The sequence below is a fragment of the Nostoc sp. genome (genome assembly GCF_036917095.1).
Lineage (GTDB): Bacteria > Cyanobacteriota > Cyanobacteriia > Cyanobacteriales > Nostocaceae > Nostoc.
Genome location: NZ_JBALFH010000051.1, coordinates 1 through 20166 on the forward strand (window position 1 = coordinate 1; position 20166 = coordinate 20166).

Sequence of the window (20166 nt, forward strand, 5' to 3'; positions counted from 1 at the left end):
TAGATGCTGGTTTATCATTGTTCGTTCTTAGACATATATATGCCTCAGTATTATCTCTTAGTTTTTTTCAGAAATCAAATATGATTCCTATAGATGTAATGTTTTTAGGGCATTTAACGGAAATTCGTCATTTAGCAGGTGTGGCACTAGCAACAATTTTATTCAATTATATTTATTGGACATTCGGTTTCTTACGCATGGGTACAACTGGAATGGTTGCACAGGCAATCGGGCGTCAAGATAAGCAATCGGCAGTACTGATTGGTTTACAGCATGGAATTTTAGCACTGATATTAGGACTAGCCATCCTGATATTTCAACAACCTTTACAAATATTAGGGTTTGCGATTCTAAGTGCGACACCAGAAGTTAAAAGTTCTGGAGTTGATTTCTATAATGCTTTAGTATGGGGTGCCCCAGCAACCTTGATTAACTTTGTCTTGATTGGTTGGTTTCTTGGACAAGCACAAAGTAGTAAAGTGTTGTTGCTTTCAGCTATTAGCAATTGTGCAAATGTACTACTAGATTATCTATTTATTGTTCAGTGGGGATGGTCAAGTAGAGGAGCTGGGTTAGCGACAGCCATTAGTCAGTATCTCATGCTAATGGTAGGGATTTTGCTATATTGTCAAACAATTTCATTTAAGCAAATACAAGCTTTAATTGGGGAACTATTTGACCCGTCTGCTTTAAAATCAGCTTTAATGCTGAATGGAGAAATTATTATTCGGACTTTCGCTTTAATTTCGACAATGGCGATGTTTAGTAACCTCAGTTCCATGTTAGGAACTGAAATTCTGGCGGCAAATACCCTCTTGATGCAAGTAGTGAGCTTGGCAGCATATTTCATTGATGGCTTGGCATTCGCTACTGAGAGCTTGGCTGGAATTTTTCAAGGTAGTGGAAATATTACTTCTTTAAAACAACTCTTGCAAACTTCTGTAGTGAGTAGCTTAGTTATCGGATTAATGTTTGCTACTGCATTTATTTTTGCTCCGGAATCACTGTTAAGATTACTGACCAATCATACTGAAATTATCAATAATTTACGCTCTTATATTCCGTGGTTGTTACCAGTTTTAGGTTTTGGCTCAGTCGCTTATGCGCTAGACGGCTATTTTCTAGGATTGACTCAAGGTCATACACTTCGTCAAGCTATGCTTATAGCCACTATAATCGGTTTTATTCCATCAGCAATTACAGCAATGTATTTCCATAATAGTCATTTACTATGGCTATCAATGTCTTTATTTATGGCAGCAAGAACAATAACTTTGGCATTGTACATACCAAAAACATTAAGTAAAAGATAGTACTTCAGGACTTACGCAAAAATTGCTAAAAAGCTTAATTTATCGAACCGCCATCGCGTAGCGTCTCGTTAGAGAAGAGCGCCGAGAATTCGTAGACTGTGCGTAAGTCCTGTACTTAACGAAAACTTATGGTGGAGTGTCACTTAGAAAATTACGATGATAACTCTAAATAATATGAAGATGAAGATTGAAATTAAAGAGTTTTATTAATGTCTAGACGCAAGCACAATCTAATTTTCAAAGATTGAGGTCGGACAATCCGGGATGACCGTCGGGACGACGACCCAGTATCCAGTGGTATTTGCGATCGCTCTCCTGAATTGGCAGGTCGTTGATGCTAGCAATCCGCCATCGCATGAAACCGTGTTCGTCGAACTCCCAATTTTCATTGCCGTAGGAACGGAACCAGTTGCCGGAGTCATCATGCCATTCGTAAGCAAACCGGACAGCAATTCGGTTGTCCTGAAAAGCCCAAAGCTCTTTGATCAAACGGTAGTCCAATTCTTTAAGCCACTTACGTGTCAAGAACTGGACGATCGCCTCACGACCAGATAGAAATTCTGAGCGATTGCGCCAAACGCTATCCGATGTGTAAGCCAGTGATACTAGTTCTGGGTTATGTGTATTCCAAGCATCCTCTGCGATTCGGACTTTTTGGATGGCGGATTCATTATCAAAAGGCGGCAGGGGTAGTCGAGGATTTTCGGGGTTATTCATAGCGTGGTGGTGTAGAATGCCATTTTAAGCTTTTCTATGAGCTAATTCAAGCTTAAAGGGAGAATTACCCGATCTATTCCTCCCTCCTTTAGTGCTTGAGTTGAGCGAAAAGTTAACAATACACAACCCGCTTGAAACATTAGCGATCGCTTTTAGGGCGCTTCAAATCTGTGCCATACCGCCATCGACAAACAGCTCGATGCCGTTCACAAAGCTGCTGTCGTCTGAAGCAAGAAAGACAACGGCTTTGGCAATTTCATCGGGCGTGCCAACCCTTCCCAGAGGGATGGTGCTGGCTTGGCTGTCCACGAATGCCTGCACCTGCTCATCATTCAGTCCCAAAAGATTGTAACCAGGAGTCGGAACCACGCCAGGACTAATGGCGTTTACCCGGATTTTGCGCTCTTTGAGGTCGAGTATCCAATTACGGGCAAACGATCGCACGGCAGCTTTAGTCGCGCTGTAAACGCTGAAGGCTGGGGTGCCTTTTATAGAAGTAATCGAGGCGTTCAAAATGATGGAAGCGCCCTCTGGCAACAGAGGCAGTGCCTTCTGCACGGTGAACAGCACACCTTTGACGTTAGTGTTGAATATTTTGTCAAAGTGTTCTTCGGTGATTTCGCCGAGTGGGGCGAGTTCTCCACCGCCAGCATTGGCGAAGATCGCATCGAGGTGTCCTTGCTCTTGTTTGATTGTGGCGAATAGGCGATCGAGGTCTGCCAGGTTGGAGGCATCGCTCTGAACACCCGTGACGTTTTCACCGATCGCCTTCACAGCAGCATCTAGTTCAGTTTGGCGACGACCTGTAATGAAGACATAGGCTCCTTCGGCAACGAAACGCTTGGCTGTGGCAAGACCGATGCCGCTAGTGCCGCCGGTGACAAGAGCGACTTTTCCTTCTAGTTTTTTCATGATGATGAATCCTGTGGTTGTCCAACTTGAGTTTTTATAAAGCGACGGATATGTTGCACCCATTAGACAGAGATGGGTTGCAGCCGTGGCGTGAGAAATTGCGTGATGTGATTTGCGATCGCATCTCCTTCTTCTTCCAGCCCATAATTAAAACTTGTTGCTTTGCGTAATACCAATTCTGTATGAAGATGCGCTAAACCATATTTAAGTACAAGGAAGAAAAACGTAGACGCATTAGCGAAGCGGTAGCGACGTTCGCGTAGCGTCTCGCAGAGAAGGAGCGTCAGCGGCTTGCCGCAGGCTACCGCAAAGGACGCATAGACACGAAGTGGCTTCCCGAAGGGTAGGACACAAAGAAAGAAGTTAAAAGGGTTTGGCGCAGCCTCACAAAGAAATGGTATAAGTCCTGGTGTTGTCATAGCTCAGGAGGCGGAGGAATAATCTCGATGCCATACTTGGGTGAAGTGGCGAGGATTTTATCTAAATCTTCAGAAGTCAATGGTGGGGAAGATGTAATTTGACCATTTACCGCCTTTCCAATTTCGGCAATAAATTTCTCAAATCCAGCAGGTGTCACCCAAACCAACAGTTTGGCAGATACAGAGCTGGTATTGGTAAATCGATGAAGCTGACCTTTGGGCGAATAGAGGAAAGTTCCAGTCGTTGCAACAAGGGTGCGATCGTCTAGCTGGAATTCAATCTCTCCGTCTTGAACATAGAATGATTCATTTTCTCTGGTGTGCCGATGGGGAGGCGTACCGCCACCAGGTGCAACGATTATCTCACAAAGCGCATAGGCTTCCCCTGTCTCTTCACCAATTGCTTTGAAAGTATAGAGGTCTTGACCCAAGTAGTAAGAACGACCTCGATCCGGTTCAACAAAAAGTCCGTTTTGATGAATTGTCATTGTAATTACTCTCCTTTTTTAGTTGGGTTTTGTGCCTCAACCAATCTACACAAGCCCTATATTTCATTCCATTCGCTGGAAATAGTCGCGCCAACTTTCGGGTAAGGCTTCAAGTTGAGCGGCACGGTGAAGTAACTCTGGATTGCCCTGCTCGCGCACATAAAGTTGAATAATATCAGCAACCGTGATGTTGTTATCATCCCGGCTCACCAACTCTAGAGTGTCTCCGACTCCGACTTCGCCTTCTTGCAAAACACGGAAGTAAAATCCGGTTCGACGACTTGCGAGAAATCGTTTAACTATATCAGGTTTTCCAAACCGAATCCCAAGTTTGTAGCAGGGTAGGCGAGGTTGTGTGACCATTAACGTTACAGTGCCGATACGAAAGCGATCGCCAATATTCACCTCGTCTTCTCTCAGCCCAGTGGTTGTGAAATTTTCACCAAAGATGCCTAGCGGCAACTCTGTGTCAGGCAATTCACCTCGCCAGTAATCGTAATGCTCGAAGGGGTATACATAAACCGCTTTGTCTAGTCCTCCATGAACGGTTAGATCGGCTTGTCGATCGCCGTCTAAATTAAGCGATCGCACCATGAGGCGATCGCTTACTGGCTCTTTGAAAATTCCGGTGCTAACTGTTTTACCTTTCCAGGTCACTTCACGCGGAAGTCCGACGTTGAGAGAGATGAGTTTCATTAGTCAATTTTTTTTATTATTTAACTGTAATATGCTGTGTGAAACTTTCTAGCGATCGCCCTATTTTTATACCTGATTTCTGCACTGGTTTTGTTCATCGTCCTAATACCAATTTAATGTGAAGTTGCACATATCTTGATCCCCCTAAATCCCCCAATTTATCGGGGGACTTTGAATTCCCCCCTTTTTAAGGGGAGCCAGCGCGGTCTTGGGGTCTCCCCAAGTGGAGCGACTGGCGTGGGCTAGGGGGGATCGAATTCTATGCAGCTTCAGAAAGAATTGGTATAAGAAAATTGCTATGTCCTCATAGCATCATACCGAGAGTAAGGTTCCGGGCGGCCCTAGAATTTCGTCGCCTATCTCAGCAAAAATGCGTTCAGCTAGCTCCATATCCGGTGTTTCTTTCTCATCCAGTGTCCCAACTGCTGCGATTAGCCGAGCAAAGCCAATTTAAATCTTGCAGCTAAATTGCTATCTGTGTTTGCATGAATTCAATATATAGAATTGACTCTAACTTGTCGTCCACTCAGAGTTGGAACTTTTGCACAATAGAATGATTGATGAATCAGTCCATATAAAAGAGGAAGGTTGGCTCTAACCAAAGTTGGAAACTAAATTCAAACCTTAGAGGGTGTTTGAAAAGTTTTGAGGGGTCAAATTTTATGCTAATCGCCTCACCACCATCCGGATCGTGGCAAGGTAAATAAACGTCTTTGATGTTTCGGGCAATAACTCAACGTCTGGTGACCAACCACCCAATACTTCTCGGTTAGCGCAATTAGTCGTTGCAGATCCCCCCAACCCCCTTTTTAAAGGGGGGCTTATAACCCTCTTTTACCCCCTTTTTAAGTGGGTCGCCGTAGGCGGGGGGATCTGAATTTAGGACGACTCAACCCTTATCCGAGAAGTATTGACCAACTGCCGACACCCCATCACCCAATCAAAAGTGCGCTCTACCACGAAGGCGTTTTTTGAGCAAGACAAAGCCCAAGGATTGTTCCGGTCGTACACCTGCACAATCCAACGACAAAAGTTCATCATCCTTAAAAATTTGGTGGGGGTCTTAAACCGCAAACTCGCAATGGTTCGCGTACTCGCTCTAAGCGTTGGCGCAGCCTCTCTAAGAGTTGCTATGCAGATAGCGCAGCGTCTCGTAGAGAAGGCTTTATGCTGCGCTATCTGTCTCCTTGGATAAAGTCGGGCTTAAGTTTTGTCGTACTCTATTTGTCCATAGTCAAGTTTGATAATTCGGTCTGCTAAATGAAAATAGCGATCGTCATGGCTAATCACCAGCACTGTTTTGCCCCGCGATCGCAGTTCTGGTAAAAGTTGAGTGTAGAATACTTCTTTGAATACTGGATCTTGATCGGCTGCCCACTCATCAAATAGATAAATTGGTCGATCTTCCAAATACGCTGTGAGTAAAGCTAGGCGTTTCCGTTGTCCTTGAGAAAGAGCAGTGGTAGAAAGTTGTCCATTTTCAACTTTCACCTTATGGTCTAGTTGTAGTTGTTTTAAATATTTTGTGGCTTGAGCATCCAAGTTAGAATTTTTTAATCCTAAAAGTTCTTCAAATAAATAAAAATCAGAAAATACTACGGAAAAATGCTGGCGATACCATTCTCGGTTCTGTTCGTTAATTAACTCTTCATCAAACAAAATTTCGCCGTTTTCAGGGATGTAAAGTCCGGTAATTAGTTTCGCTAGGGTAGATTTTCCGCTACCATTCCCGCCGACAATGAAGACTAATTCTTGAGGGTACAGTGTCAGGTCGATGGGGCCAAAGATAAAACTATTGTCTTCTTGCTCTGTGTAGTAAGTGTGGGTAACACTTTTAAATTTCAAGCTGTGCCAGTCAGATTTAAGGGCAGGTGGAACAGTCGATATTTCGGTTCGACTAGCTAGAGATAAACCCAGCGACTCGATTTTTTGGAAGGCAATGCTGGCTTTGCTTAATAGAGGAAGTTTGCTGATGATGTTATCCATTGGCAACACCAAGTAAGTGAAAGTCAAAATGTAGCCAGAGAGAGTTTCGCGGTTGATGGTAAGCAGATTAGGCAGCGCGAACAGTACAAAACCGAGGGCAAAAAAGAATATGAGTTGACCCCAGCTTGAAGTTATGGCAAAAAGGGTTAGACCGTTAACGTTGTGATGGCGGAACTCGTTAGCAGTTGATTGCAGCTTTTCTTCTAAAAAGTCTTGACGCCGCCTGTAGTTAAGCTTGAGTTCCTTGACTCCTTCGGTAATGGTGCGAAAATGTTTAAATAGATGGTCTTCATCTTCACGAGCTAGAGCCAGCAATTTCCCGCCTCTGTTGAGTAGCCACTGACAACTAGCGATCGCTACTACTGAAATACCACAAACCATCAACAATACTAACCAAGAAAGCCAGGTTATATATGTTATACAACCCAGGACGATCGCTAAATTAATAAAAATGAAAGGCATCTGATAAACAGCATTAGCAACCGCCTGAATATCTTCTGTTAGAGTTGCCAATAATCGAGAATTCCCTAAGCGTTCCAGATGGCTCAACTCGGAAGCGAGAATCTGACGGCTCAAACGCATTCGTAATTGCAAGACTGCATTCTGAGAAAGGCGAATCAGCATCACTTGAGAAAGAATACTGGTAATTAATGCAACTATCGCCAGCCCCGCAAAACCCCAAATTATCGAGGTGAGGCGGGAAGCACTACCGCTACTTGCAGCATGGCTAATTAAGGCAATCAACCCAGCACTACTACCACCACTCAAAAATCCGGTAGCGATCGCTACCGCTACCATCCCCCAAGAAGAACGCAAAAGAAAGTAAATCAAATTCATAACAAACGCTCATACCCCATGACGCCAATTGCTATCCTACGGATTCTCCAATGGAGTACAAGTTGGACATTACCCGGATGCCAGTCACCTGCGACGCAAAACCGTCTTCTCCAAAGGGAGACGCACTCGCGTTCAGTACTGGCTCCCCAATGCCCGATTTCCATCACAGTGGCTTGCAAACCAATTAAGTTTGTGCTTTTAGGGTAGATTTTATATTTTACAGTTAAAAACTTCTGAAAGATCGCGGTAAGCTAATTGGAATTACGGCTGATTCTGCCAGTAGATTGTCAAGTTAGCTGCTCAGTTTTCTGGGGTGAAATTTGCGATGACAGTGAATCTAAAGTCTTTGGATAAACAAATTCATGTAGCGGGCGATTCTCAAACCGCTCCAACTGCTCAAGGAACCCGCTACGTTCCTTCGCAGCATCGACGCATTCTGTGTATCTTTCCCAAGTACAGCCGCTCTTTTGGGACTTTTCATCACGCCTACCCACTTATGGGAAGTGTGCGGGCTTTTATGCCACCCCAAGGTATTTTAATTGTGGCTGCCTACTTACCTAAAGAATGGGAAGTCCGGTTTATTGATGAGAATGTTAAATCAGCAACTAGGGCTGATTATCAATGGGCTGATGTGGTGATTGTGAGTGGAATGCATATCCAGAAACCACAGATTAATCAAATTAATGAACTTGCCCATCGAGCGGGTAAAATTACAGTTGTGGGTGGCCCCTCGGTATCTGGGTGTCCAGAATATTATCCTGAGTTTGACATTTTACATTTGGGTGAGTTGGGAGATGCAAGCGATCGCATGATCGAATATCTAGACCAAAACTCTCAACGTCCCCAAACGCAAATTCGCTTTGAAACCAAGGAACGTTTACCCTTAACAGAGTTTCCCACCCCAGCTTATCATTTGCTGAATATCAATGATTATTTCCTGGCAAATGTGCAGTTTTCTAGTGGTTGCCCTTATCACTGCGAGTTTTGTGATATTCCCGAACTCTATGGCAACAGCCCCCGGATGAAAACACCAGAGCAAGTAGTCGCGGAGTTAGACGCAATGCGACAATCTGGTAATTTGGGGGCAGTGTATTTTGTCGATGATAACTTTGTTGGCGATCGCCGCGCCGCTATGAAGTTACTTCCTCATCTGATTGACTGGCAAAAACGCAATGGCTACCCCATCCAGTTTGCCTGTGAAGCAACGCTCAACCTAGCTCAAAGTCCAAAGCTGCTGGAAATGATGCGCGAAGCTTATTTCTGCACAATTTTTTGTGGTATCGAAACACCAGAACCAAATGCTCTCCATGCGATTTCCAAAGACCAAAATCTGAGTATGCCAATCTTAAAAGCGATTCAGGTTTTAAATAGCTATGGCATGGAAGTAGTATCAGGAATCATCATCGGGTTAGATACAGATACACCAGAAACAGCAGACCGAATTATCGAATTTATCCGGGCATCGCAAATTCCGATGTTGACAATTAACTTGCTCCATGCATTACCGAGAACTCCTTTATGGCGGAGGTTAGAAGCAGAAGGACGACTTATCTTTGATGAAAGTCGCGAATCAAATGTTGAGTTTTTGATGCCCTACGAGCAAGTTATTGAGATGTGGCGGCGCTGCATCACAACTGCTTATGAGCCAGAATTTTTATATCAGCGCTTTGCTTACAACATGGAACACACCTATCCAAACCGCATCGAAGTTCCTAACAGCCCCTCTCGGACTTCTGCGGCTAATATTCGCAAAGGTTTAACTTATTTAACTAATATTTTGGTGCGGATAGGCATATTTAGTAACTATCGTCAAACTTTTTGGAAAATGGCCAAGCCAGCATTGAAAGCAGGTAATATTGAAAACTTGGTTCACGTTGGACTTGTCGGACACCATTTGATTAAGTTTGCCCAAGATTGCTCCAAAAACGAAGAATCGGCTTCATTTTATTCCCAGAAAATTGTTACGAAAGTTCGTAGCTAGCGTCACAAGTAAAATAAGTTTTGAGAGGCTGAAAGTCTGTTAAAAGTAAATACAGAACTCTAGAAAAGTAACCTGAAAGACACACTCGCGATCCTTCTTTGGAAAGACGCGATCGCACTGCTAACTGCCTAACATTGTAAGGGTTGAAAGCCCACAGTCTACGCAATTTTTGGTAGCGAGAAAACCAAGCTATTGCAAGCGAGTGTGGAGCAGTTACATAGGAGTTTTAAATGGTTACGAACAGTTCGTTGGCCCGACCCCTGGCTGTCGTGACAGGTGCCTCTAACGGCATCGGTTACGAACTTGCAAAACAGTTTGCCCAAAACGGCTTCGATCTCCTAGTTACAGCCACCGGATCGAGCATTAACGAAGCTGCTCAAGCCTTTGAGGGGCTGGGTGCAAAGGTTGAGACAGTGCAGGCCGATCTGGCAAGCTATGAGGGTGTTGAGACACTGTACAACCAGATTAAGGCGACTGGGCGACCAGTAGATGCGATCGCCATCAACGCGGGGGTTGGTGTCGGTGGTGAGTTCGCCCGTGAAACCGACCTGAAGGACGAACTGAATCTGATCGATCTGAACGTTGTGTCCTCTGTACATCTCGCTAAACGGGTGGTGAAGGATATGGTTGAGCGTGGCGAAGGTCGAATCCTTTTCACATCTTCGATTGCCGCCCTGATGCCCGGCCCGTTCGAGACAGTTTACGCCGCCTCCAAGGCGTTTGTGCATTCTTTTTCAGAGGGGCTACGCAACGAGTTGAAGGACACGGGCGTTACCGTCACCGCCCTCATGCCCGGGCCGACCGATACCAACTTCTTCCACCGTGCGGGTATGGACGACACAAAAGTTGGCGCGGATCAAAAAGACGATCCGGCTGAGGTTGCCAAGCAGGGTTTCGAGGCTTTGATGGCAGGTAAGGATGCCATCATCGCTGGTTCGCTCAAAACCAAGCTTCAGGGCACTGCAAGCCAGGTCTTACCTGATACCGTCAATGCTGAACTGCACCGCAAACTCAGTGAGCCGGGGTCAGCCAACAAGTAATTTGCACCTAATCAAGCGAATATACTCAGTCGGCACTCTTTTCAATGAAGAGGCAGAGGAAAAAAGGAATTGAGGAAGGGGGATTTTCCCCTTTTCCCCCTGCTCCCTGCTCCCCTGCCTCTTTTTCAAGCGGGGTGCGATCGCTTGGGCTAACGGCACCAGCGAGCCTAATCGCGCAGTCGGCAATCTCACACATTTAAAGTCAGAGTCGTAACGGAGGATTTATGAAAATTCATCATCTCAATTGCGGCTGCATGTGCCCGATTGGCGGGGCCCTCTTCGATGGCTTCAGTCGCGGCCCGACGGCTCAACTCGTCTGCCACTGTCTCCTCGTTGAGACAGAACAGGGACTTGTTCTGATTGATACTGGCTTCGGACTGCGCGATATCAAATCCCCTTACTCCCGCCTCAGCCCGTTTTTCATTCATTTCAATGGCATCCAGTTTGATAAAAAATACACGGCGATCGAGCAAGTTGAGCGCCTGGGATTTTCCGCACGAGATGTGCGTCATATTGTGCTTACTCACCTCGATTTCGATCATGCCGGTGGTCTGGAGGATTTCCCGGAAGCAACTGTGCACGTAATGCAGACTGAGATTGAGACTGCCCAGGATCGGCACGGCTTCATTGGCAAACGGCGCTATCGTCCAGAACAGTGGGACGAGGTTAAGCACTGGAAGTACTATTCGGCGGGAGGCGAACCTTGGTTCGGTTTTGAAGCAGTACGTAACCTCGACGGACTACCGCCAGAGATTCTCTTCATCCCGCTTGTTGGACACACGCGGGGTCATGCTGGTATCGCGATCGATACACCACAGGGTTGGCTCCTGCACGCAGGTGACGCCTACTTTTATCGGCACGAGATGGATTCATCCAAAAGACGCTGTACGCCAGGTTTGCGTGCTTACCAATGGATGATGGAGGTGGATCGCAAGGCTCGGTTGCTCAATCAAGATCGGTTACGCGCATTACCCTGCGATCGCAATAAGGGCGTGCGCCTCTTCTGTAGTCACGATGCTGTCGAGTTCAAAGCGTTCGCTGACCAATCTAGCCCTCAAAACGAGAAAGTTCATCAAGAAAAATTTGTAACTTTAGACGGATGTGGTAATTTGCAGTGTTAGGGATATTCAAAGACCACATCAAATTCAAGTTCATCTATGATCGCAAAGCCTTGGGATGCTCAACTTGCTTACTGGCTAGTTCGACCTCTAAAAGACAGTTGGGTAAACCCCAATCATCTCACTACAGTACGACTTGTAACTGGGCTGGCATCTACCGTTGCGATGTCTACGACGGGCAACGCCTACGCAGTTGGCGATGCCATTTGGGTTAACATTGGGGCAGGACTATTTGCTTTATCCAACTTTCTCGATCACACAGATGGTGAATTAGCTCGTTTGAGTGGGAAAAGCAGTAAATGGGGACATCAGTATGACCTCGTGAGTGATGCCATCATCCACATTCTTTTGTTTGTGTGTATTGGATATGGTCTTAGGGAGGGAAAATTTGGTTGGTGGGCGTTGCTTATGGGGATAGTATCTGGCGTGTCTGTTGCTTGCATCTTTCATTTGCGAAACCAAATGGAACAGCGTTTAGGTAAAGACGCCAGCCGTCAACCAAATTTCGCCGGGTTTGACATTGAAGATGTGCTGTATTTGTTTCCTATAGTTACCTTGCTGGATGGACTAGAGCCGTTACTAATAGCAGCTACAATTGGGGCACCAACCTTTGCTGCATGGGTAATTTGGCAATTTTGGACACTCCCGCAGCCTGAATCAAACTAGTACCGCGAGGCGGAATTAAAAATTAAAAATTAAAAATGAATACAGCGTAATAGTTATTTTTTTTCATGGCTGTTTGTATGGAGGTATTGTTTGCATTTTATGCTTGATGGATTAATCAATTTACCAATTGTCTAATATCATATTTGCATCTTCGCTAATTAGCTCTTCAGGGGATTGAGCTGCCGACTCTATAATCATCTTCGCTTCAGGAGTTCCGATTTCTGCTAATGCTAGGAGAGACTTTCTTGGCACATTGAGCCATGTATCATAAGACCATTGGTATGTCAATGCCTTGGATAATGCAGGAATTGCTCTTTCATCGCGCAATACATCCAAAAGTTCAATAACTGATTCATGAAGACCATTATTGCTCTCATCATTGAGGATGTGACAAAGTATAGGTATGTAATCCTTTGATAGGTTACTCCATGCTGCCATCATCACAAACCAAGCCCCAGGATAATCTTCTGGATTTGAAGCATATTTTTCCAACTCCTGAATCACTTCGCTAACTGAAGGAGGTGATGCCTCAAATTCCTTGTTCATCTCCTCTAAAAGTCTTGATGATTCAGTGGGTCTTGGAGAATCCTTGAATAATTTCAGATATTTTTCAATCGTGTTACTTATCATTTTATAGCCTATTAATATTTTGCGATGTCTACGACTGGCTACGCCTACGCACTAATTCATATTTCTATTCTGCAACGCTAAAAAAGCCATTATTGATAAACAGATGTTGGGCTGGCATATTCAAGCAATCGTTCCCATCCCCAAACCCATGCAGTTTTTACTAAAATCTCTTTACCGTTACTGAATTTGATAAATTCTGTACCTTCGTCAGAAAATACATCAACAACCAATTGATTCCGCACATCGCGTCCCCACATTTTTTCTGCGGCATTCCACCACCTCTGCCCAGGCGATTCAAACATAGGCAATTCTAAATATTCATCATGCCATGCTTTAGGCTTCCAATTATCCTGTAGAGCACGAATCAATAAGGCATTGGGGAAAATCTCTTTCTCGTGTTCGCTCAACCACAGAGCATATTCAATTGAACTTCGCAAGGCATCTTCTAAATCATACGAACAACCTTCAAGTGCATCTTGGACTTCGGCATCTGCAAAATTAACACCGATAGTTACCAGCGCTGGTTCGTATTTCTTGAACACCTCATACTCAACCGATTCTTTTTCCCAAAACCACATAGTATACCCCTAACTATGTTGAGCATCTAATCAAAATTTACCATCAAGCATCCCAAACTGGGGTATGGAGTCAGCATAACCTAGAAAACCCGTGGGGCGATCGCGCGATCGCTAAAACCTGTTAATCTTTGTTATCAGCGAACCAGGATTAGAGAGCAACTAACCTATCAATTTCGCTGACTTAAATAGGCAGACTACTCCAAAATCCACGCAGCCTGAAAAAATTCGCGCTCACAAAACATAGCATAACGGTAGGTTGAATTCACAACAGCATTGGTAGTGGCATAATTCTCAACTAAAGTTTCTAATTGTTTTGTTAGTGATTGAAAGTCTGCGCTGCTGTAAGTACGAATCCAGTCTGCATATTGATGATTAGGAATACCATGAAGAGCCAACTGTTCTCCCAAAAAGCCATACAAACGCATACAAGGAGACATCGCCGTAGCAGTTAAACCCACATCTCCAGCCCAAGCAGTTGCTAACAAAAAATCAGTATAGCGGCGGGTGGCATAGCCAGGTTCCACAGAATGCAAATTGACTCCCCACTGTTTGGCATAGCCACTATGCAGCCGCAGTTCTTCTAAAACTCCACTAGCTAAGTTATGAAATGTGGTAAAACCTAACCAGTCTGGTGCTTTAGCTGCGGCGATACTGTATGCACGGGCGAAAGCTTCTAAGAAAAAAACATCTTGCCCCACGTAGTAAGCAAATTTCACCTGCTCAAGAATACCATCGCCAATGCCTTGAACGAAAGGATGCTCTAGGCAAGCTTGGGCTAAGTCTTGATTTGCTGCCCATAATTCGTTAGATAAAGTCATTTGTTAAAAGTCAGAATTTTTGAAAAGTTGGGATGCTCGCCAACGCCCTCCCAGTGAGGGCGAGGATTGAAACGCATAGCTTAATTATATGATTTTTCCCATGTGTGCAATATTTCTGTTTAACAACTTCGACTCAAGATTAATTGCCCATTGGGTAATCGATATACTCCCTGTGGTTCAATAATTGGATCGCCTTTTTTCCAGGGGCGCGATGTTGGTTCAACACTACGCACATCACCAGTTGTATAGGGTGAAGAAACGAATCCATTTCCGGGACTATAGCGTAACGCACCGGAACCTGTGATGGTAAAAGAGTTTTCTTGTCGCTTTGTGCCGCGTGAAATGCAGGTATTGGCAATGAGTGCATTGGTATCGATGACGTTTGGTGAGGATTCAGTAAAGCTTTTTTCAAAAATACTGCTAATTACACCGGAAACGCCTAATTCCGAACTTGCAATAATATCGCTTTTTGGGGTTGGCTTTGTCTGCGACTCGATACCGAAGATGCCTTGCGAGTTGATTTGGATGTTTCCACCAGTTCCACTGAAGGCGTTAGCGCTGATATCGCTGTTTTCGTTGGGAAATGCAATGATAAATCTTGAGTTAATATTGATGTTACCGCCATCGCCACCTGATTGCGCTGTACCTGCGCTGGTGGAAATTTGAGCACCATAACGAAGTAAGAATAAGTCGCTATTGAGGTTGATATTACCACCATTACCGGATGCAGATTCGGCATTGAGTTGGCTTTGGTTGTCTAACCTAATTTTAGGTGAGTAGATGTGGATATCGCCACCCTTACCGACACCTCCGGCTTCCACAGTGCTGAGGATGTAAGCATTATCTGCAAGAGTAACAGCATTTTTGGCACTCACTGTCACATTCCCCGCATTCCCCTGTCCAGAAATCGAAGCAACAAGTTGAGCGCGATCGCGTAATGAGAAATTACCAGAATCAATGGTAATGTTACCCCCATTACCAACTGTTCCTGTGCCCACATTGCTGAAAATGCCACTGGCAAAACCGTTTTTCTGACCAGCAATATCAACAGCACCTGTTACTTTCACATTGACATTGCCTGCATCCCCTCTTCCTGCTGCTTGGGTATAAGATGCAGCACTAGTAATGTTTCCTAATTGAGCACCATTAGTGAGTGACAGGGTTGTAGCATTGATGTCAATATTGCCACCCTTACCCACACCTCCGGCTTCCACGGTGCTGAGGATGTAAGCATTATCTGCAAGAGAAACAGCATTTCTTGCCCTTACTGTCACATTCCCAGCATTCCCAAATCCTGAAGTTGAGGCAGAAAGTTGAGCGCGATCGCGTAATGAGAAATCACCAGAATCGATGGTAATGTTACCCCCATTGCCAACTGTTCCTACACCCACATCGCTGCGAATCCCACTTTCAATACCCCTTTTCTCTCCAACAATATCAACAGCACCTGTTACGTTAATATTGACATTGCCTGCATTCCCTCTTCCTGCTGGTTCGGAATTAGATGGTTCACGAGTAATGGTTGCTAATTGAGCACCATCATTGAGTGACAGGGTTGCAGTATTGATGTCAATATTGCCACCGTTACCCACACCTCCGGCATCCACTGTGCTGAGAATGTAAGCATTATCTGCAAGGGAAACAGCATTTTTTACATTCACTGTCACATTCCCCGCATTCCCCACTCCTGAAGTTGAGGCAGAAAGTTGAGCGCGATCGCGTAATGAGAAATCACCAGATTTGATGGTAATGTTACCCGCATTGCCAACTCCTCCTGTGTCCACAGAGCTGAAAATCCCACTTTGAAGACCGTTTTTCTGCCCAGCAATATCAACAACACCTGTTACCTTAATATTGACATTGCCTGCATTTCCCTGCCCAGAATTTGAGGCAAAAAGGAATGCGCCATCAATGAGTGAAAGGTTTGCAGCATTGATGTCGATATTGCCACCCTTACCGACACCTCCGGCTCCCACCCCGCTGAAGATGCCAGCAGCATCTGCAAGGGAAACAGCATTTCTTGCACTCACAGTCACATTCCCCGCATTTCCCTGCCCAGAAGTTGAGGCAGAAAGTACAGCGCGATCGCGTAACGAGAATGAACCAGAATCAATGGTAATGTTACCCCCATTGCCAACTGCTCCTATGGACACAAAGCTGCTAATCCCACTTCTAACATCGTTTGTCTGACCAGCAATATCAACAGCACCTGTCACTTTCACATTGACATTGCCTGCATCCCCTGTTCCTGCTGGTTGAGTATCAGATGCTCCACGAGTACTAGTATTGAGTTGAGCACCATCAGTGAGTGAGAGGGTTGCAGCATTGATTTCGATATTACCACCCTTACCTTCACCTCCGGCTTCCACTGTGCTGAGGATGCCAACATTATTTGCAAGAGAAACAGCATTTTTTGCACTCACTGTCACATTCCCCGCATTCCCCACTCCTGAAGTTGAGGCAGCAAGTCCAGCGCCATCACTTAGAGAGAAAGAACCAGAATCGATGGTTATGTTGCCTCCTTTACCTTTTGCTCCCAAACGCACTAAATTGCCAATCCCGCTATCAGAACCAACAACTTTGATTTCTCTGGCAGCATTTACGGTAATATCCCCTGCAACAGTCTCAGCTGTCCCCAAACCCACTCCAATACCACCAGAAAGAACACTTCCGCCTAATATTTCTATATTTTGGGCATTGATAGCAATATCACCGCCACCAGCGCCAGTCACAAACGCACCTGCTTGATTAGTAAGCGATACAGAAGCACGAGTCACATTAACAGGAAATTTCAAGCTGAGATTATCACTATTGAAAACAAGATTAATATTTCCAGGTTCTGCTAACCCTCCTAACTCCACTCTCCCACCAAGAGCATTCAATTTTCCACCATCCATGCTGACATTACCGCCCACTAGCAGCAAACTTTTACCATCTCCTACTCGTAAGCCAAACCGACTAACCCCAGATGAATCTATTCCTGCTGGTGCAATTGAGTTATTTTGAATCCCTGCATTTTGAATCAGCTGATTAAACCACAACGCCGAAGGTTGAATTGTCAACAATGCTGGTGCTTTCGGGTTTGTGGCATTGAAAATCCCCTGATTCCCAAATTGCACTCCATTGGCTGTTGTCCCGACAAAACTCCCCTGCACATCTAACTGTGCATTCTGCCCAAATAAAATCCCCGAAGGATTAATCAAAAACAAATTTGCTGTACCATCAACTCCCAATGTCCCGAAAATATTTGACGCATTCCCACCTGTTACCCGCGTCAATATATTTTCTATACTAATGGGGTTGGCAAAGTACACACGTTGCCCGTCTTGAATATTAAACTCGCTGAAACTATGAAAAAGATTGCTGCCGCGTGTTGCACCACCATTAATTTTGTCGCCAAGTGCGCCATTAATTATCTGATTTTGATTGAGTTGTGAAGTTTCTGACAAGAGAGTGTTATCGGGTGTGATTTGTGCCTGCACTGGTGAAGCTTGGCTTAATGCAGTCGATATTAGGCATAAATAAACAATATTTTTAATACTGCCTTTTCCCAGATGATGTAATTGATTCATAAATAATTTACTTTGAAGAAATTAAAATAAAATCTACAATCGGGTAAACGGCTGGGTAATGCATTCACCTTTCATGCAAATATAGTTGCATAATTTTGTCTGGTGCGATCGCATGATAGTGCGTGCTATTTTGCAGAAAACTGCATACGCTACTTTCCTCATGTGTGCAATATTCGTTTTTACAAGTCCGACTCAAGAGCAACTTAAACAAATTTGTTTAAGTGCCGGCGTTTATTCTTTGTAAACCACTGTAAATATTGAACCGTTCTCCGCGCAGGAATCCAATTAAAGTAATCCCGAATTCCTGGGCGACAGACACCGCCAAACTGCTGGGGGCGGAAACAGAACAGACAATCGGAACTCCAGCAGCTGTAGATTTTTGCAAAATCTCAAAACTAGAGCGTCCGCTGACCAGGACAATACAATTATTTAAAGGCAACTCGTCACTGAGCAAAGCTGTACCAATCAATTTATCCAAAGCATTGTGTCGCCCAACATCCTCCCGCAGGTTTAACAGTTGTCCTTGAATATTGAAGATAGCCGCTGCGTGCAAGCCTCCTGTAGCAGTGAAGATACCTTGAGCAGCCCGGAGCTTGTCTGGTAGGCTGTATACAATCTCAGGTGTTACCGTTGGGCCAGAAGGAATCACTGGACATCCCCGCAGCCGCAAAGCCTCAAGGCTAGCTTTACCACACACCCCACAGGCGCTACTAGTGTAAAAATGACGTTCCAAAGGCTGTAAGTCTGGAATCAAGCCATCCCGCAATTCTACATTTACAATGTTATGACGCTGTTCGCCATCCACCAATTCATCCACGCAGTAACTGATACGTCGGATATCTTCCCTGCGGCTAATCACTCCTTCACTGTAGAGGAAGCCAGCAGCTAGTTCAAAATCTGCCCCTGGTGTCCGCATGGTTACAGCTACTGTCTTCTGGAAAGGGGTAAGGCGAATTTCTAAAGGTTCTTCGGTGGTGAGTTGGTCTAAACGAGGCCGTACTTGACCTTTTTCCACTACCCAAACAGTGGCTTTGGTTTTGCTTTTAGTTGGCATTTTCATATTTGTGAGATTTGGTGAATTTAAATTTTGATACTAATCTGGAAACAGAGTAATGCTATTTGTATGTCAGATGTCAGGTTGATGCTCGCCAACTACTTTACGCTGTTGAGCTAGATCGGCTATGTTTCTGTTTAGGAAGTAAAATGAACCTAAGATTTTTGGCTTTCAGAAAAATTTTATTTGCAATAGTCTTTGTGATTTCCCTTGGTTTTGCAGGATACTTAGTGGCTAATGACATTAGTCAGAGAGTAATTGAAAAATCTCTTGCGAAACAAGTCATGTCTACCTCCACGGTAGGAAAAAGTTCTCAACTACAGACACTTTTAAATGAGATAATTGTAGAACAGCAAATCCCTGGTGCAGTAATGTATATTACTACACCTAAAGGTTCTTGGCTGGGAGCATCTGGTGTCAATAATTTGTCAACTAAAACCCGGATGAAACCCACAGATGGCTTTTCTATTGCCAGTATGAGTAAAACTTTTATGGCGGTGGTTGTGCTGAAATTAGTGGAGCAAAGGAAGATAGAATTAGATCGGGCGATCGCAACCTACTTACCAAGAGATATCAGTCCTCATATTGTCAACAGCGACAAAATTACAGTTCGTCAACTACTCAACCATACCAGTGGTGTTGCTGAATATCTAGATACAAAAGCATTTCTTCAAGCTACTGCCAAAAGAAGTCGTTCGCAGCCTTGGACAGCCAGAGAAGCTATTCAGTATATGTATCAAGAAGAACCGAAGGCAAATCCCGGAGAAAAATTTATTTATACTGATTGCAACTACATTCTTTTGGAACTGATTGTTGAAAATATCACTAGGGGAACTCTCGCCCAAGCAATCCGCAGTCAGATTTTAAAACCATTGGGATTAAAACATACCTTCACGGAATTGCGCGAACCGACAATTGGCGAAGTAGCTACAGGTTATAGCGATCGCAATAAGGATGGTAAGCTAGATAGCTACGCCGAAGTCAATGATGGCAATGGTTTGGGAGATGGGGGATTGGTTTCAACAGCAGAGGATTTAGCCAAGTTCGCCAAAGCGTTATTTGTCAAAAAAACTTTACTCTCGCCGAAGATGATGAAAGAAATGCTGAAATTTAAAGATAATGGCGCAGGCTATAGCTATGGCTTGGGTGTAGAACGATTTTCATCTCCTTTAGCAAAAGCAATTGGGCATAGTGGTATAGCTTATGGCTTCGCAACATTGCTTGCATATTTACCCAATCAAAATACCACTATAGTAGTGCTGCTAAACAATCAGAATGTTGATCTTAAATCAGTAGGTAGGACAGGTTTAGATATTGTCGAGAATAAATGATAGTAATTTG

Annotated in this window: 17 protein-coding genes; 6 read left to right on the forward strand and 11 right to left on the reverse strand. The window is 44.4% G+C overall.

Annotation, left to right across the window (positions count from 1 at the left end):
- On the forward strand, positions 1–1313 hold a 1313-nt coding region (gene gntT, locus V7L01_RS30550), incomplete at its 5' end, for a guanitoxin biosynthesis MATE family efflux transporter GntT (protein WP_335041591.1).
- A 237-nt stretch (positions 1314–1550) separates the two neighbouring features.
- Here the strand turns inward: gntT and V7L01_RS30555 are convergent.
- The 6 genes from V7L01_RS30555 to V7L01_RS30580 form a co-directional block, all read right to left on the reverse strand.
- Positions 1551–2030: a nuclear transport factor 2 family protein gene (locus V7L01_RS30555; protein ID WP_335041593.1), complete on the reverse strand. Its 480-nt coding sequence runs from the start codon at positions 2028–2030 to the stop codon at positions 1551–1553.
- Positions 2031–2192: 162 nt separating this feature from the next.
- Complete coding sequence (locus tag V7L01_RS30560) at positions 2193–2942, reverse strand: glucose 1-dehydrogenase (protein WP_335041595.1); 750 nt, start codon at positions 2940–2942, stop codon at positions 2193–2195.
- A gap of 62 nt (positions 2943–3004) precedes the next feature.
- The gene (locus tag V7L01_RS30565; RefSeq protein WP_335041598.1) at positions 3005–3361 is read right to left on the reverse strand and encodes a hypothetical protein; all 357 of its coding nucleotides are present in this window, start codon (positions 3359–3361) and stop codon (positions 3005–3007) included.
- Positions 3358–3849, reverse strand: a complete 492-nt coding sequence (locus V7L01_RS30570) for a cupin domain-containing protein (RefSeq protein ID WP_335041601.1) — start codon at positions 3847–3849, stop codon at positions 3358–3360. The genes V7L01_RS30565 and V7L01_RS30570 overlap by 4 nt, the downstream gene beginning before the upstream one ends.
- A gap of 63 nt (positions 3850–3912) precedes the next feature.
- On the reverse strand, positions 3913–4545 hold the full coding sequence (locus V7L01_RS30575; protein WP_335041604.1) for an MOSC domain-containing protein: 633 nt from the start codon (positions 4543–4545) through the stop codon (positions 3913–3915).
- A gap of 1203 nt (positions 4546–5748) precedes the next feature.
- Positions 5749–7368 carry a cyclic peptide export ABC transporter gene (locus V7L01_RS30580; RefSeq protein WP_335041607.1) on the reverse strand — a complete coding sequence of 540 codons (1620 nt, stop codon included), beginning with the start codon at positions 7366–7368 and terminating at the stop codon, positions 5749–5751.
- 325 nt (positions 7369–7693) lie between these two features.
- Between V7L01_RS30580 and V7L01_RS30585 the strand changes: the two genes are divergently transcribed.
- The 4 genes from V7L01_RS30585 to V7L01_RS30600 all read left to right on the forward strand — a co-directional run bounded on the left by V7L01_RS30585 (position 7694) and on the right by V7L01_RS30600 (position 12173).
- The gene (locus V7L01_RS30585) at positions 7694–9349 is read left to right on the forward strand and encodes a B12-binding domain-containing radical SAM protein (protein WP_335041609.1); all 1656 of its coding nucleotides are present in this window, start codon (positions 7694–7696) and stop codon (positions 9347–9349) included.
- Positions 9350–9579: 230 nt separating this feature from the next.
- The gene (locus V7L01_RS30590) at positions 9580–10389 is read left to right on the forward strand and encodes an SDR family NAD(P)-dependent oxidoreductase (protein ID WP_335041611.1); all 810 of its coding nucleotides are present in this window, start codon (positions 9580–9582) and stop codon (positions 10387–10389) included.
- A gap of 254 nt (positions 10390–10643) precedes the next feature.
- On the forward strand, positions 10644–11510 hold the full coding sequence (locus tag V7L01_RS30595; RefSeq protein ID WP_335041657.1) for an MBL fold metallo-hydrolase: 867 nt from the start codon (positions 10644–10646) through the stop codon (positions 11508–11510).
- A 36-nt stretch (positions 11511–11546) separates the two neighbouring features.
- A complete protein-coding gene (locus V7L01_RS30600) occupies positions 11547–12173 on the forward strand; it encodes a CDP-alcohol phosphatidyltransferase family protein (RefSeq protein WP_335041613.1) in 627 nt (208 codons plus the stop codon).
- Between the two features lie 120 nt (positions 12174–12293).
- On the opposite strand, the gene V7L01_RS30605 is transcribed toward V7L01_RS30600, so the two are convergent.
- The 5 genes from V7L01_RS30605 to fdhD form a co-directional block, all read right to left on the reverse strand.
- Complete coding sequence (locus V7L01_RS30605; RefSeq protein ID WP_335041616.1) at positions 12294–12803, reverse strand: HEAT repeat domain-containing protein; 510 nt, start codon at positions 12801–12803, stop codon at positions 12294–12296.
- A gap of 89 nt (positions 12804–12892) precedes the next feature.
- Positions 12893–13381, reverse strand: coding sequence for a hypothetical protein (locus tag V7L01_RS30610; RefSeq protein WP_335041619.1), 489 nt, complete (start codon positions 13379–13381; stop codon positions 12893–12895).
- 194 nt (positions 13382–13575) lie between these two features.
- Positions 13576–14199, reverse strand: a complete 624-nt coding sequence (locus V7L01_RS30615; protein WP_335041622.1) for a TenA family protein — start codon at positions 14197–14199, stop codon at positions 13576–13578.
- A gap of 119 nt (positions 14200–14318) precedes the next feature.
- Positions 14319–17771 (reverse strand): two-partner secretion domain-containing protein, encoded by a 3453-nt coding sequence (locus V7L01_RS30620; protein WP_335041624.1) that lies wholly within the window; start codon positions 17769–17771, stop codon positions 14319–14321.
- Positions 17772–17988: 217 nt separating this feature from the next.
- A complete protein-coding gene (fdhD, locus tag V7L01_RS30625; RefSeq protein WP_335041627.1) occupies positions 17989–18831 on the reverse strand; it encodes a formate dehydrogenase accessory sulfurtransferase FdhD in 843 nt (280 codons plus the stop codon).
- 143 nt (positions 18832–18974) lie between these two features.
- Here fdhD and V7L01_RS30630 point away from each other — a divergent pair, with 143 nt between their 5' ends.
- Positions 18975–20156, forward strand: a complete 1182-nt coding sequence (locus tag V7L01_RS30630) for a serine hydrolase domain-containing protein (RefSeq protein ID WP_335041630.1) — start codon at positions 18975–18977, stop codon at positions 20154–20156.
- The last annotated feature ends 10 nt before the right edge of the window (positions 20157–20166 follow it).